The organism is Corynebacterium sp. MC3, assembly GCF_900099485.1.
GTDB lineage: Bacteria > Actinomycetota > Actinomycetes > Mycobacteriales > Mycobacteriaceae > Corynebacterium > Corynebacterium pseudogenitalium.
Map to the genome: position 1 here is coordinate 338,512 of NZ_LT622814.1, position 13,961 is coordinate 352,472.

Consider the following 13,961-nt stretch of genomic DNA (forward strand, 5'->3'; position numbering starts at 1 on the left):
CTATGAAGCGGTTCATTGCCTTCGATGCCGTCGGCAGGTTTGTGCTTGGAGCTAATGACACGCCCACACTTTTCGACGCCCACTCCGCCCAACCCCACGCCGAGAACACGGTGCACGTCGGCGACGATGTGTGGGCGGTGCTGGTGAGCGAGGCGCAGCTTGAGGCATTGGGCGAGCGCTTCGGCACTTGCCGCAGCCATGCAAGCGACTATCTTGTTGCGCGCGGGTTCGGTCTGTTGCGCAACCAGCGTCAGCTGAGCTTCGACCCGCGCGATGGCAGCGAAGTCACCTGGGGCGAGGCGGGCATCGTTGCGCGTGGTGCCAGCGGGAAACCGCTGTTTCCGCGTATTGACCCGTCGGTGATCGGGGTGGTGCAGTCGACGGACGGGGAGCGGATTTTGCTTGGGGAGAACGCGCGCCGCCCGGGCTACTTCACGCTGATCGCGGGATACATCGATGTCGGCGAGACCATCGAGGATGCCTTCGCGCGTGAGGTGTGGGAGGAAACGGGGCGTCGTGTCGGGGTGGTGCGCTATGTTGGGTCGCAGCCGTGGGCGCTGTCGGGTGCGCTGATGTTGGGGATGGTGGCGTCGACAAGTGATGTTGATGCTGTGGGCCCCTTGGATGGGGAGCTGACGCAGCTGCGCTGGCTGCGCCGCGACGAGCTGGGCACTGTCACGCTGGCGGTGCCGGGGACGATTGCGCGGCGGATGATTGACCAATGGGCTCGAGGAGAGTTCAACGAGAACGGGAGTGGAGCGTAAGTGGCTGTAGATCTGAGCTTGCTGGATGAGGATCAGCGGATCGCGGCGACCGCTCCGCGTGGCCCGGTGTGCATCCTGGCCGGTGCCGGGACGGGTAAGACGCGCACGATTACGTACCGCATCGCGCACATGATTGATCAGGGCACGGTGAGCCCGAACCGGGTGCTGGCGGTGACGTTTACGCAGCGTGCGGCAGGGGAGATGCGCGATCGCCTGCGCACGATGGGCATTGGCGGCGTGCAGGCGCGCACGTTCCACTCGGCGGCGATGCGGCAGCTGCGCTACTTCTGGCCGCAGATTGCGGGGGATCTGCCGTGGCGGCTGCTGGACAACAAGTTCCCGCTGGTGGGGCGGGCAGCTCGCGCGGCCGGGCTGGAGTCGGATAAGGAGATGGTCCGCGATCTGCTGAGCGAGATTGAGTGGGCGAAGGCGAGCGTGATCGGCGCGGAGGACTACGTGGACCGCATCGCGGATACGAACCGGACTCCGCCGACGGATCCGAAGAAGGTCGCGGAGGTCTACCGGCTGTACGAGGAGGCGAAGACGAGCCCGGAGGGCATGCTCATCGACTTCGACGACCTGCTCCTGCACGTCGCGGGTGCCCTGGAGAATGCGCCCGCGGTGGCGGAGGAGTTCCGCTCCCAGTACCAGTCCTTCGTGGTGGACGAGTACCAGGACGTGACCCCGTTGCAGCAGCGCGTGTTGGAGGGCTGGCTGGGGCAGCGCGATGACCTGACGGTGGTGGGGGACGCGAACCAGACGATTTACTCCTTTACCGGCGCGACCCCGGACTACCTGCTGAACTTCTCGCGCACCTATGAGCACGGCACTGTGGTGAAGTTGCAGCGCGACTACCGCTCGACGCCCGAAATCACCGAGCTGGCCAACGCGGTCATCTCGCGCGCGACGGGCCGGGCCGCGGGCACCAGGCTTGAGCTTATCGGTATGCGGGAGTCCGGACCGCAGCCGACGTTCCACGCCTACGACGACGAGCCGACGGAGGCCCGCGAGGTCGCCGCGGCGGTACAGCGCCTGATTGATTCCGGGGTACCTGCCAAGGAGATCGCGGTGCTGTACCGGATTAATGCGCAGTCGGCGGCGTTTGAAGCCGCGCTCGCGGACGCGGGCATCGTCTACCAGGTGCGCGGTGGGGAGGGCTTCTTCCAGCGCGGCGAGATCCGCGAGGCGTTGCAGGCGCTCGTGGCGGCAACCAGGCGCCACGACTTGCCGGATGACCCGGTGGTGGTGGCGAAGGCGGCGTTCGCGCCGCTCGGGTTGACGCCGACGGAGCCGGAGGGCGCCCAGGCACGGGAGCGTTGGCAGGGGCTGCGCGCACTCGTGGACCTCATCGAGGAGATCGTGCACACCAAGGAGGCCTCGAGCCTGGAAGACGTACTGCGTTCGCTGCGTCAGCGCGCGGAGGCGAAGCAACCACCGGCGATTGATGGGGTCACGCTCGCCAGCTTGCACGCGGCGAAGGGCCTGGAGTGGGACGCGGTTTTCCTCGTTGGCCTGGTGGAAAACACGCTGCCGATCTCGCACGCGATCAAGGCGGGCGACGAGAACATCGAGGAGGAGCGCAGGCTCTTCTACGTCGGCGTGACGCGCGCCCGGGAGCACCTGCAGCTGTCGTGGGCGCTGGCCAGGCAGGAGGGCGGCAGGAAGTCGCGCTCGCGCTCGCGCTTCCTGGACGGGCTGGTGCCCGAGCTTGAGTCGGAGGAAACCCCGCAGCGGTTGAAGCAGACCCGCCGCTGCCGGGTGTGCGGCAACGTGCTGTTCGCCCCGGCGGACAAGGCGCTCGGCCGGCACCAGGATTGCGACGCCGACATCGACGAGGACGTCTACCAGGCGCTGAAGCGCTGGCGGCTCAAAACGTCGCGCGCGGCGAAGCAGCCCGCCTACATGGTGTTTTCCGACGCCACCCTGCTCGCCATCGCGGAGACCATGCCGGAGGACGAGCAGGGGCTGCTCGCCGTGTCGGGGGTGGGGCCAGTCAAGGTGGAGCGCTACGGCGCCGAGGTCCTGGAGACACTCGCGGAGTTCCGCTAGACGCCTGGCAACCTAGTAGCACAGCGGGCAGTCGGGGTGCGGCTGCAGGCGAAGCGTCTTGAGTGGGGTGCGGTTGAAGGGGTCCACAAGCAGGGTGTCGCCGGTGCGGGGGTCCGGGGCGGACACGCCCGGCGGGTCCGGCAGTTGGCAGACCCGCCGAGCCATCGTTGCTGCGGCGACCACGCCCGCCTGGACCACGACCTGCCTCTTATACCCCTCCCGATGTGTATTAGAGACCGGGGCTCATGACACGCCCCCCCTTTTCGTCCCCCACCCCGCCCCCCCCCACCCCGAGACTCCGGCGCCCGTCCGCGCCGATGCGGGGCCGGTGCTGGTGTGGGAGGCGCCGCCTCCGAGCGTAGGAGCCGGACGCGAAGGGGGGGGACGTGTTGTTCTGCTGTTTGCGACGCGGGCTGTGGGCTGTGTCTGAGGCACATGGAGATGTGTATGAGAGACGCGGCGATCGCTGCCCACTGGGGGTCGCGCTCGAGGAGGTAGTGCTCGCGACAGATCAGGCACGGGCCCTCCACACCGATTGCGTAGGGGCCGACGAGAACGCGGGAGTCGATTTGCAGCACCGGAATCACAGGTCCCGTGCGGTGCCGGGTGTACGCGGCAAGCGCCCGGGTGCGGTGTGCCTGGTCGACGATGATGAGTGGGAGGGCCGAGGGGGCGTCGAAAAGAAAGCGGGAGAGCGGCTGGGTGGGCTCGGGGGAGCGCACGTGGATGCCGCTGGCACGCAGTGTTTCTACCAGCGTGTTCGCAAGCGTTGAGGTGCCGAGCAGGAGGACCTCGCGGCGCGAAACTTCGACGAGGACGCGGTAGGCAATGAGGTCCTGGATGAGGCTGCGCGCGGCATCCGCGTCCATGGAAACCGCCAGCCGCCGAACCACCTCGGGCAGTGGCCGCGGTGTGGACAGCGAGTCGAGCACCGCGGCGACTGCGCGGGCGTCGCCGACTTCGATGATGCCGCTGCGTGTGGCGTCGAGTCCGAATTGCAGCGCGTGAGGGCCCCTGCTGAGTACCTGTACCCCCATGGCCAGCGCAATGACAGTATCCGACTGGTTACACATGCTTCCCCCTCGTGCCCCTTAAGCTGTGTCGGTTGTACAGCATACAATCTTCGGCATGCAGGAGTCGGAGTTTGAGTATCGGGTGATTCGCTCGCCGCGGCGCACGCGCACAGTGCAGGCCCGGCTTATCGACGGCGTCGTGGAAGTACGCATCCCAGCCCGGTTCAGCGAGCGCGAGGAGCGCGAAGCGGTGGCCGAGATGCTGCGGAAGATCCGGAGGAAGACCCGCCACCAACACGTCAGCGACGCCGACCTTCAAGCCCGCGCGGAGGCGCTCAACGCGCAGGTGCTTGAGGGGCGGGCGAAGGTGGGCTCGATACGGTGGGTGTCGAACCAGACGAAGCGGTGGGGAAGCTGCACCCCGTCAACGGGCACGATTCGGATTAGTGACAGGCTGCAGCACGTGCCGGGCTACGTCCTCGACGCGGTGATCGTGCACGAGCTGACGCACACCTTCATCCCGGGGCACGGCCCGAAGTTCTGGGAGTGGGCAGACAAAGCGCCCCTCGCGGAACGCGCGAAGGGCTACCTTGAGGCCTACCAGCGGTTCGGCGGGGAAGGCTAGTCCTCGTCGTTCTTGCGCAGCTCCTCTTCCAGGCGCGCGAGCTCTTCGTCGAAGTTGTCGTCGGAGGAATCGTCCAGCAGGGTGTCGATGAACGCCGCCGGGTTGGACAGGTGCTCAGGGGCCGGCAGGAAGTCCGGGTGGTCCCAGATCTGGTCGCGGCGGGCCTGGCCCACGGCGGTTTCGACGCGGCGCCACAGCTCCCGTCTCTTTTACACATCTAGATGTGGATAAAAGACAGCGGGTAAGGGGATGGGGCGCGGGCTGGTGGGGGGGATTGGGGGGGGGGAGGGAGGGCGGCAGCTCGATGCCGACGACGTTCGCAAACGCGCGCTCGGCGGAGCCACCCGTTGCGCGGCGACGGTTCCACGCCTCGGCGAGCTGCGGCGTCGACGGGATACGGTCTGCCAGGGAAGCGTCGGTGACAACGTCGACCCAGCCCTCGACGAGCGCGAGCAGCGTCTCCAGGCGGGCAGTGGCGGATGCGTTGCGGGAGGTCACGCGCGGGGAGAGGTCCGCGCCCTCCAACTGCTGCAGCGCCTCCTGGATGGCCTGCGGGTCGCCGCTTTCCAGGTTCAGCCCGCGGGCCATCTCCTCGAGCTGCGAGGTATCGATCTCCAGGCCTGCCGCGTACTCCTCAACGGAGGAGACGAGGCGCTCGACGAGCCACGGCACATGCTTGAACAGGCGCTGGCGCGCCGCCTCGCGGGCCACAATGTAGACCAGAACCTCCTGGCTGGGGATCTCGAGGCCCTTGGCGGCGGCGGTGACGTTCTTCGGCAAAATGGCCGTCACGCCTGCGGGTGCGACGGGCAGGCCGAAGTCGGAGCCGGTCAGGGCTTGCTCGGCAAGGTCGCCGAGGGCGTGGCCGAGCTTGACGCCGAAGTTCATGGCGTTCATCTGCTCCATCATGCCGACCATCGGGCCCATCATCTCGCGGGCCTCGGCGGGCATGGTGTCTCGCTGTGCGCGGTTCATCTGCTCCGCAACGGGGTTGACCAGGCGCTTCCACATCGGCATGGTTTCAACCAGCCAGTCGTCCGCGTTCCACGTGCGCGGCTGGGCGTTCGCGGAAGGAAGCGTAGTGGCGTCGTCAAGCCAGAGGTCGGCGAGGCGTACTGACTCCTCAACCGCGGTGCGATCCCCCGCGGAGACCGCAGCCTTGTCGCCGACGTGCTGGCGTGCCATGCGCAGTGCCATTTCGAAGTTCACGGACTCGCCCTCTGTGCGGGCGTTCATCGTCGAGCCCATGCCGGAGAGCATCTGCCCGAACTGGTTCAAAATATCGCCCAAGCCATCTTGGCCACCGCCAACGTTGCCCCCGAACCCGAACGCGGCGAACGGGTTGTTCTGCTGGTTGCGACGCTCGTCGTCACCGTTGTCACCGTCGTTGTCGTTGTTGGGGAAGGTAAATCCGAATCCATTGCTCATAGGCACCACCCTACAGTCGTGTGCGCAGGTTGTGTTGGGTGCAAGCGGGAAAATCGCAACGCTGTGGGCGAACATCTAAGATTTGTGGGCGTGATGAACGCCGAGCAAGAACAAGCACAGGCACAGCCGCGCAGCCGCCGCCTCGCCACGATTGTGTGGGGCGCCATCCCCCTTGCGGTGCTGGCCGCGGCGCTGAGCCTCGACCATATTCCTGGCACCGATATCTCCCTGGCCGTGCCGTACGCGGCGCAGGGGCCGGGGCCGACGTTTAACACGCTCGGCGATGTTGAGGGCGTGCCCGTTGTTGAGATCGAGGGCGCGGACTCCGACAAAACGGAGGGCAACCTCAACATGACCACGGTGTCTGTGCGCACCAATATGACGCTGGTGCAGGCGCTGACCCGCTGGATCACCACGGATGACACGATTGTGCCGCTGGAGCAGATCATGCCTCCGAATACGAACCGGGAGGAGATGAAGCAGCGCAACCAGGAGGCATTCGTTGCTTCGGAGTCGGCGGCGACGATCGCCGCGATGAACTACCTCGGCCGCCCGACGACAGTGGTGGTTCACGAGGTGATGGACGGCAGCGCCGCAGGCGGTGCGCTGCAGGCGGCAGACATCATCACGAGGGTCGGGGGGAAGGACGTGGCGCAGCCGCGGGAGGTGCAGCGCATCGTGCGCGAGCACGCCCCTGGCGATCGGCTCAGCGTCGACGTGTTGCGTGACGGCGCGCCGCACACGGAGGAGATCACCCTCGGCGCGAATCCGGAGGATAAGAAGGTGCCCATGTTGGGGATCTTGATGACGTCCGCTCCGGCCGATGGCGTGCAGGTGACCTACAACCTCAACGATGTGGGCGGGCCGAGTGCCGGGATGATGTTCTCGCTGGCGGTGATCGATAAGTTGTCGCCGGGTCTGCTCAACGGCGGGAAGTTCGTGGCCGGAACCGGCACGATTGATGAGTCAGGGGAGGTCGGCCCGATCGGTGGCATCTCCCACAAGATCGCCGGTGCCCGCGACGCAGGCGCCGAGCTTTTCCTCGCGCCCGAGGGCAACTGCGCGGAAGTCATGCGCACGGACAGCGGGGAGATGCAGGTCGCGGCAGTCAAAACGCTTGATGACGCCGTGAAGGCCATGGACGCGTTCGCCCACGGCCAGCCGGTGCGCAGCTGCAGCTAGGACTCAGACTCGGTGGAGGTGGTTGCCTCCGCAGGGGTGGTGGCGCCCTCCGGGCGCTTCGCCAGCCCGAGCTTGTAGATGTGTTCGCGCGGGCCTTCGCGGTCCATGGTGAGCAGCTGCTTCATAATCTGGCCTTTGTCATTATCAATGACGGTCACCACGGCAGAGGAGCCAACCGTGGACCAGCCGACCACGAAACGGCCGGTGTCTTCCACGACTTCGCTCGAGCGCAGCTCGGTGAGCACCTGCGTACTCGTGGTGGCGACGGACTCGGACTCCATGAACTGGAACTGGCCCATCTCAGAGCTGCTGCAATCGAACGCGTCCGGGAGGCCGGTCGGGGTGCAGCTGTCCAGCTTCTCGAAGAACTCGGGCGGAGCGAGCGTCGAGAACTGCTTGGCGACCTCAGCAACGCCGTTATCGTCTTTCTTCGCAGTGCTCGTAGTGCTTGTTGACGTCCCCTCCGTCGTAGCCTCCGCGGACTCAGCCTCAGACGCAGACTCCGACGGCGAAGGCGACTCCGTGGTCTCAGTGGTGGAGGAGGCCGGTGCCTCCGTCGTGGTCGGATCTTCCGACGGCTCGTCCTTGCCACCGCACGCGGTGGCTACCACCAGCGCCATCGCCAGCACCGCTGGCGTACCGACGCGCCGACGCCAAACGTTCGAAAATGTAGCCACGTTGTGCTCCTTTACCCTCTTAGGACAGCTCATCTGGGTCTTGTTCCAACCCGTAGCGTAACGCAGCAATCACGTTCGGCGCTACGTTTGGCCCACCGCGAAGCTCGATATCGTCCTGGGCGAACATACCGCGCTCCTCCAGCTCCTCCTCGGTCAGCCGCATCTGGAGCAGGGTTTGCTCGATGCCTTCCTCACGCAGCACACCGGAGAAGAGGCGCGCCGGGCGTGGCGAGGGGTCATCGCTACTGGTGTCCCGGAACATAATCTCCTGCGCCAGCACGGCACCCTCCACCGCGTGTGGCCAGGCGATACGCGCCACGTACTCCGCGAGCTCCTCCGAGCCGGGGCGAATGTTTTCCGGCAGGTTGTCCTGGACAACGAGGGTCAGCGGCGAAGTGGCGTCGTCAACCTCGAGTTGGGCGAGCTCGTCGACAAGCAGGGAGGAGGGCACGAGTGCGAAGAGGGTCGGGCCCTGATCCCAGCCTTCCGCGTGCACGAACTCGACGGCTTCGGACATGGCCTTATTTAATGCTTGTTGGTTGAGCACGGGAACCCTTCTGTCAGTTCAGGCGTTACACTTTTTAAGGTAGAACCTTAATACGCGTACTAAGACTATTTCGAAGGAGCAGGATTTGGCCACCCGCCTCAGCCAACCACAGCCCCACGCGAAGAAACAGAACTCCGGACTTGCCATCACCATTGGTGTCCTCGGTGTATTGCTGTTTTGCATCCCGATCCTGATCGGTCTCTACACCGATTTTCTTTGGTTCGGGGAGCTTGATTTCCGTGGGGTCTTCAACCGCGTCATCGTGGCGCGAGTGGTGTTGTTTGTTATTTTTGCCGCCGTTGGCGCGCTGATCACCTACCTCGCCGCGTGGCTTGCGTGGCGCGGCCGCACAAAAGAAGCCTTGAGCTTTGAAGCCGTTGTCGGCGACACGCGGACCCAGGTCAACTTGCAGCAGGGCGTTCGCACGCTCTTGGTGTGGGTTCCGGTGGTGATCGCGGTCTTCTCCGGCCTGGCAGGGCAGCGCCTGTGGCGCACGTTCATGCTGTGGTTCAACGGGGAATCCTTCGGCGTGGATGATCCGCAGTTTGGCAAGGACCTCGGGTTCTACGCCTTCGCACTGCCGGGTATCACCGCGATTATCGACGGCCTCTCGCTCCTGCTGCTCGTCGCCTTCATCGTTGGCGCGGTGGGCCACTACTTGCTGGGCGGCATCCGCATCGGCAATAAGGTCAGCGGGGTGCCGGGCCACATTTCGACGTCCGCTCGCGTGCAGCTTGCCGTGACCGCGGGCCTGTGGATGGTGCTCAAGGCAGTTAGCTACTGGCTGGAGCGCTACACCCTGCTGTACTCCCAGAACGACATCTTCACCGGTGCGTCCTACACCACGGTCAACGCGTCGCTGCCGGCCAAGGTGATCCTGACGGTCATCGCGGTGCTCGTCGCAGCGGCGTTCTTCGCGTCCGTTGTATATAAGGACTTCCGCGTTCCTGTGCTGGCCGCGGTGCTGATGCTTGTGTCCTCGCTCGTAGTCGGCGGTGTGTGGCCGGCGCTGCTGGAGCAGTTCTCGGTCAAGCCGAACCGCCAGTCGAAGGAAGCCGAGTACATCGCCCGCAATATTGAGGCCACCCGCTACGCGTTCGGCTTGACCGACGAGCAGGTGAAATACCAGGACAACTGGGGCGCGGAAAAGGTCTCCAACGATAAGGTTGCGGACGACGCTGCCACGATCAGCAACATTCGCCTGCTGGACCCGGAGATCATTTCACCGACCTTTACCCAGAACCAGCAGCTGCGTAACTTCTACGGCTTCCCCGACCAGCTGGCGATGGACCGCTACGAGGTTGAGGGCAAGATGCGCGACTTCGTCGTCGCGGCCCGCGAGATGGACCCGAACGCGCTGCGCGAAAACCAGCGTGACTGGATCAACCGCCACACCGTGTACACCCACGGCAACGGCTTCATTGCAGCGCAGGCGAACCGTGTTGACGAGGCCGCGCAGGACGCCGGCTCCACCCGTGGTGGCCTGCCGATCTTCACCGTCTCGGACTTGCAGTCCAACGCGATTGCTGCTGAGAAGGACCAGGCGGACGAGCTGGGGATCCAGGTCGACGAGCCCCGCGTCTACTACGGCCCGGTGATCGCTTCCGCGAACGACGGCCTGGACTACGCCATCGTCGGTGATAACGGTCAGGGGCCGGTCGAGTACGACACTGACAGCTCCACCTACACCTACCAGGGCGAAGGTGGCGTCAACATCGGCAACTGGGTCAACCGCATCGCGTACTCCGCGAAGTACCAGGAGCTGAAGTTCCTGCTGTCCGACCGCGTTGGCTCAGAGTCGAAGATTCTCTACGACCGCGACCCACGCGAGCGCGTTGAGAAGGTCGCGCCGTGGCTGACCACGGATTCCAAGACCTACCCGGCCGTGATCGACGGCAAGATTAAGTGGATCGTGGACGGCTACACCACGCTGTCCCAGCTGCCGTACGCAACGCGCGAATCCCTGACGGATACGACGCAGGACGCGCTAAACCCCGACGGGACTACGCAGCGCCTGCTGAACAACAACGTTGGCTACATCCGCAACTCCGTCAAGGCCACTGTTGACGCCTACGACGGCACGGTGGACCTCTACGCGTTCGACGAAGAAGACCCGGTGCTCAAAGCGTGGATGGGCGCGTTCCCTGGCACCGTGCGCCCGGCGAGCGACATCTCCGATTCGCTGCGCGACCACCTGCGTTACCCGGAGGACCTGTTCAAGGTTCAGCGTGAACTGCTGGCTCGCTACCACGTGAACGACCCAGGCGTGTTTTTCAACAACGACGCCTTCTGGTCCGTGCCGAACGACCCGACCGCGCCGGAAGGCCGCAAGGAGCTCAACCAGCCTCCGTACTACGTCGTCGCCGGCGACCCGGAGACCAACCAGCCTTCCTTCCAGCTGATTACGCCGTTCCGTGGCCTGAACCGCGAGTTCCTGTCCGCGCACATGTCCGTGTCCTCCGACCCGGAGAACTACGGCCAGATCACCGTCCGCGTGCTGCCAACCAACACGCAGACCCAGGGCCCGAAGCAGGCGCAGGACGCTCTGATGTCCTCCGATCAAGTGGCGCGCGACCGCACCCTGTGGCAGGGCACCAACGACCTGAAGAACGGCAACCTGCTCACCCTGCCTGTTGGTGGGGGAGAGATCCTCTACGTGGAGCCGATTTACTCGCAGCGCAAGGACCAGGCATCCGCCTTCCCGAAGCTGCTGCGCGTGCTCGTGTTCTACCGCGGACAGGTTGGCTACGCACCGACGATCTCCCAAGCGCTGAAGCAGGTTGGTATTCACTCTGAGGCCGCCCAGGACATCGACATCGTCGACGACAAGGGCAAGACAAAGCCAGCCGAGGAAACACCAGCCGATGGCGAGAAGGCCGAGACCCCAGCACCAGCAGCTGCCGGTAACAAGGACGAGGCCCTGAACAACATCAACGACGCGCTGCGCAACCTGGAAGGCGCACGCGACGGCTCCTTCGAGGAGTACGGCAAGGCGCTCGACGCGCTCGACCGTGCGGTGAAGGAATACCAGAGCATGTAACCCTTCTCGTATAACCACTTGAATCCCCTGCGAACCCGTGAGGTGCGCAGGGGATTTGGTGTTTGAAAGAGGTATGCGTATAGTTATCACTCGTTGCCCGTTAAGGCAGCAGGTGAAAATCAAATATCACCCGACGCGGGGTGGAGCAGCTCGGTAGCTCGCTGGGCTCATAACCCAGAGGTCGTAGGTTCGAATCCTGCCCCCGCTACCAACTTCGGATCAGCCCCCTCTTCGGAGGGGGCTTTTCCTGTTTCTAGGGGAGAAACACGGCGGGGGAGAAGGTCCGTGATCTCAACACCGAAGAAGTCGGCAGTCTTAAAAAGGTCCTCCGCAGTCCACGCGACCTGACCGTAAATCTTCCTACTGACAGCCGCCCCAGTTATACCAAGTGCAAGCCCGACATCTTTCCGCTTAACACGCTTGCGGAACATCAATTGGTCAACCTTAGCCCCGATGGCTTCGTTGACTGTCATTGCCGTTTTCGTTTGACTCATAGTTAAAACTGTAACATGCAGTCACAACTACAGCAACTAATTGAAACTGTAAGTTGCGAAACCTTGGCCGGTGTGATTACTTAAAAGTATGAACGTGAGTGATAGTTGCAAAAATGAGGTCTGGTTGACTCCAGACGAAGCAAGGAAGCGAATACCGGGCAATCCATCTGGAGTGACTGTTCGAAAGTGGGCCAAGAAAGGCTACCTCGGCGGCGCGATTCAGCTGCCGAACGGGCACTGGCAAATTCCGGTCTCCGCGATCGATCAACTTTTGAAGGGGGCATAGCTGGTGGAGACATTAAAAAACGTCGCTTCTGCTCGCAACAGAAACGACGTCACCGAAAAGAACGGCATTCTTTTTCTTGAGCATATTCTACACCGGAACCATGGTTTGTCTAGGGCGGGGGTGTAAGCGTCATGGGCTTTAAAGAGATGACAGCCGTTGTTGACAACGTTCGCGGCTTGAAGAGTTCAGCCAAGTTTTGCCTCGCAATGATTGCTGACCGTGTCTATCCGCAGCCTGAAAAATATGGCGACCACATCCCTCGAGCGGAGATATTCGTTGACGAGCTTTGTCGCCGCACTGAACAGTCAAGGGCAACTGTGCATCGGCACCTTGCAGAGTTAGAGAAATGCGGACTCATTTTCAGAGATTGTCGGTGGGGGGTCGACCAGAACGGTCACACCACGCGATCGGCGAGCCTGGTTGCACTAAATATTGACGCGATTACGCGAGGGGACTTTCAAGACGACGGCAAAAATGCAGGTCAGGCCGTAAGTCTCAAAATGAGACATACGAAAAACCCGTTCGATAAAGACGCTGGTCAGGCCGTAAGTCTCAAAATGAGACATACGGAAAACGGCATGGACCGTAAGTCTCAAAATGAGAAGCCGTGTGTCTCAAAAGATGGCTCCGTAAGTCTCACTGGTGAGACATATAACTATGAAACAAATAAAACATCCCTGCCCCCCAAGCCCCCCGTTCGGAAGAAACGGGATCGCCGTTCGTCGGCTTCGTCGACGGGCGAACCTAGCGGTTCGAGGGGAGGGGAAGAAACTCTCTACGAATGGACCGATCGGCTTCGCACGATTTCGCTTGCGCTCATCGGCGAAGCGGTCCTGCCGGATGGTGTGACGAACGACGAACTGCAAGCCGTACGCGAGCTCGAGGCGCAACAGCGCACTCACGCGGCAGAGGCGTTGCCAGAAGCTACCAGCGATGTAATTACGCCGGTGGAAGCTGAAACGCCGTCCACGGACCATGCAGCGAGTGAAAGCGTCGTTCTAAGCCAGGACGCTCCCACTGCGGAGCGTGGCGAAGCAGCAGGCTTGTCACAGGCCGAGCTTGTCACCCTTGCGCGTGAGGTGCTGCCAGCAACGATGCAGGCAATGGGTCCACAGCACCTGGCTCGCGTTGGGCATGCGATTGACCAGCGCCTCCACGCTGGCTGGTCGAAGGGCGACGTAACGCTGATCCTGGCGATGCGCCAGCTGCCAAGCAATGTTCGGAACTTAACTGCCCTGGTCATGGCACGTTTGCGGGATGACGTGCCACTGGATCAACCACCGATTAGTCCAGGCCTTGGCCAGCATTCCAGCTTCGAGGCTCCGCTGATGCCGTCGCGCAAAATGGCGCCAGAAAAGCGCGCAGCAATCGATGCGTGCGAGCTATGTGACGACAATGGCTTTGCGCCAACGCCGGATGGAACCGCAGTGATGCGCTGTACCCACAATGCGTGCAAGGAGGCTATCTGATGGGGACGAAGCCTGCTGGCGTCGCCCCTATTGATCGGGAGCGATCGCCTAAAAAAGACCTTGCAAAACAAGTTGCACTCCCGGAGTTTTTCGCCGACGCGGCCTGTGCCACAGCAGGTCTTGCCGGGGCGTGGGATGCAAGCATTCACGGAGAAACCGACGAAGACCGTACTCAGCGCCAGTGTGAAGCGATCAGTGTGTGCAAGCGCTGCCCAATTGCCGAGCAGTGCTATCAATTTGCACTGGAAAGTGTTGAGTGTAAAGGCATCTGGGGTGGAGTGCTCTTCGTGAAAAACCGGCAAAATAGGCCTGCAGCCAGCGCATAAACACAAATAACACCATTGCATACTTATGTATAGCCCCCACTATGGGGGAGGGGGTTTACTT

The 13,961-nt window shown here is 63.3% G+C and carries 11 protein-coding genes, 1 tRNA gene and 2 pseudogenes; 10 read left to right on the top strand and 4 right to left on the bottom strand.

Annotated elements, in window-relative coordinates; all coding sequences use genetic code 11:
* Window positions 1-2: 2 nt before the first annotated feature.
* The gene (locus BQ4436_RS06405; protein WP_070975936.1) at window positions 3-764 is read left to right on the top strand and encodes an NAD(+) diphosphatase; all 762 of its coding nucleotides are present in this window, start codon (window positions 3-5) and stop codon (window positions 762-764) included.
* Window positions 765-2,813 (top strand): ATP-dependent DNA helicase UvrD2, encoded by a 2,049-nt coding sequence (locus tag BQ4436_RS06410; protein ID WP_070975938.1) that lies wholly within the window; start codon window positions 765-767, stop codon window positions 2,811-2,813.
* Between the two features lie 12 nt (window positions 2,814-2,825).
* On the opposite strand, the gene BQ4436_RS06415 is transcribed toward BQ4436_RS06410, so the two are convergent.
* Window positions 2,826-3,011, bottom strand: a complete 186-nt coding sequence (locus tag BQ4436_RS06415) for a hypothetical protein (protein WP_070975939.1) — start codon at window positions 3,009-3,011, stop codon at window positions 2,826-2,828.
* 245 nt (window positions 3,012-3,256) lie between these two features.
* Between BQ4436_RS06415 and BQ4436_RS06420 the strand changes: the two genes are divergently transcribed.
* Both BQ4436_RS06420 and BQ4436_RS06425 read left to right on the top strand, forming a co-directional pair.
* Window positions 3,257-3,586, top strand: a complete 330-nt coding sequence (locus BQ4436_RS06420; RefSeq protein WP_143000834.1) for a hypothetical protein — start codon at window positions 3,257-3,259, stop codon at window positions 3,584-3,586.
* 355 nt (window positions 3,587-3,941) lie between these two features.
* Window positions 3,942-4,451: a M48 metallopeptidase family protein gene (locus BQ4436_RS06425; protein WP_070976055.1), complete on the top strand. Its 510-nt coding sequence runs from the start codon at window positions 3,942-3,944 to the stop codon at window positions 4,449-4,451.
* Here BQ4436_RS06425 and BQ4436_RS06430 read toward each other — a convergent pair.
* A pseudogene (locus BQ4436_RS06430) lies at window positions 4,448-5,879 on the bottom strand (zinc-dependent metalloprotease). The gene BQ4436_RS06425 and the pseudogene BQ4436_RS06430 sit on opposite strands and share 4 nt — an antisense overlap.
* A gap of 93 nt (window positions 5,880-5,972) precedes the next feature.
* Here BQ4436_RS06430 and BQ4436_RS06435 point away from each other — a divergent pair.
* Window positions 5,973-7,061: a YlbL family protein gene (locus BQ4436_RS06435; protein WP_070975943.1), complete on the top strand. Its 1,089-nt coding sequence runs from the start codon at window positions 5,973-5,975 to the stop codon at window positions 7,059-7,061.
* Here BQ4436_RS06435 and BQ4436_RS06440 read toward each other — a convergent pair.
* Together BQ4436_RS06440 and BQ4436_RS06445 are read right to left on the bottom strand one after the other, a co-directional pair.
* Window positions 7,058-7,738 carry a hypothetical protein gene (locus BQ4436_RS06440; protein WP_083329467.1) on the bottom strand — a complete coding sequence of 227 codons (681 nt, stop codon included), beginning with the start codon at window positions 7,736-7,738 and terminating at the stop codon, window positions 7,058-7,060. The two genes, BQ4436_RS06435 and BQ4436_RS06440, sit on opposite strands and share 4 nt — an antisense overlap.
* Before the next feature lie 19 nt (window positions 7,739-7,757).
* Window positions 7,758-8,255 carry a PPA1309 family protein gene (locus tag BQ4436_RS06445; protein WP_070975945.1) on the bottom strand — a complete coding sequence of 166 codons (498 nt, stop codon included), beginning with the start codon at window positions 8,253-8,255 and terminating at the stop codon, window positions 7,758-7,760.
* A gap of 175 nt (window positions 8,256-8,430) precedes the next feature.
* On the opposite strand from BQ4436_RS06445, the gene BQ4436_RS06450 reads away from it, so the two are divergent.
* The 5 genes and pseudogenes from BQ4436_RS06450 to BQ4436_RS06465 all read left to right on the top strand — a co-directional run bounded on the left by BQ4436_RS06450 (window position 8,431) and on the right by BQ4436_RS06465 (window position 13,900).
* On the top strand, window positions 8,431-11,325 hold the full coding sequence (locus tag BQ4436_RS06450) for a UPF0182 family protein (protein WP_070976059.1): 2,895 nt from the start codon (window positions 8,431-8,433) through the stop codon (window positions 11,323-11,325).
* 134 nt (window positions 11,326-11,459) lie between these two features.
* Window positions 11,460-11,536 (top strand) — tRNA-Met (locus tag BQ4436_RS06455).
* 775 nt (window positions 11,537-12,311) lie between these two features.
* Window positions 12,312-12,452 (top strand): annotated as a pseudogene (locus BQ4436_RS12675) (hypothetical protein); the annotation flags it as partial.
* 498 nt (window positions 12,453-12,950) lie between these two features.
* The gene (locus BQ4436_RS12505) at window positions 12,951-13,574 is read left to right on the top strand and encodes a hypothetical protein (RefSeq protein ID WP_070975947.1); all 624 of its coding nucleotides are present in this window, start codon (window positions 12,951-12,953) and stop codon (window positions 13,572-13,574) included.
* A complete protein-coding gene (locus tag BQ4436_RS06465; protein WP_070975949.1) occupies window positions 13,574-13,900 on the top strand; it encodes a WhiB family transcriptional regulator in 327 nt (108 codons plus the stop codon). The genes BQ4436_RS12505 and BQ4436_RS06465 overlap by 1 nt, the downstream gene beginning before the upstream one ends.
* Window positions 13,901-13,961 lie beyond the last annotated feature (61 nt).

What these genes read in the sequence shown, in the direction of transcription:
- BQ4436_RS06405 (WP_070975936.1), top strand. Translation starts at nt 3, where the DNA reads ATGAAGCGGTTCATTGCCTTCGATGCCGTCGGCAGGTTTGTGCTTGGA.
- BQ4436_RS06425 (WP_070976055.1), top strand. Translation starts at nt 3,942, where the DNA reads ATGCAGGAGTCGGAGTTTGAGTATCGGGTGATTCGCTCGCCGCGGCGC.
- BQ4436_RS06435 (WP_070975943.1), top strand. Translation starts at nt 5,973, where the DNA reads ATGAACGCCGAGCAAGAACAAGCACAGGCACAGCCGCGCAGCCGCCGC.
- BQ4436_RS06445 (WP_070975945.1), bottom strand. Translation starts at nt 8,255, where the DNA reads ATGTCCGAAGCCGTCGAGTTCGTGCACGCGGAAGGCTGGGATCAGGGC.
- BQ4436_RS06465 (WP_070975949.1), top strand. Translation starts at nt 13,574, where the DNA reads ATGGGGACGAAGCCTGCTGGCGTCGCCCCTATTGATCGGGAGCGATCG.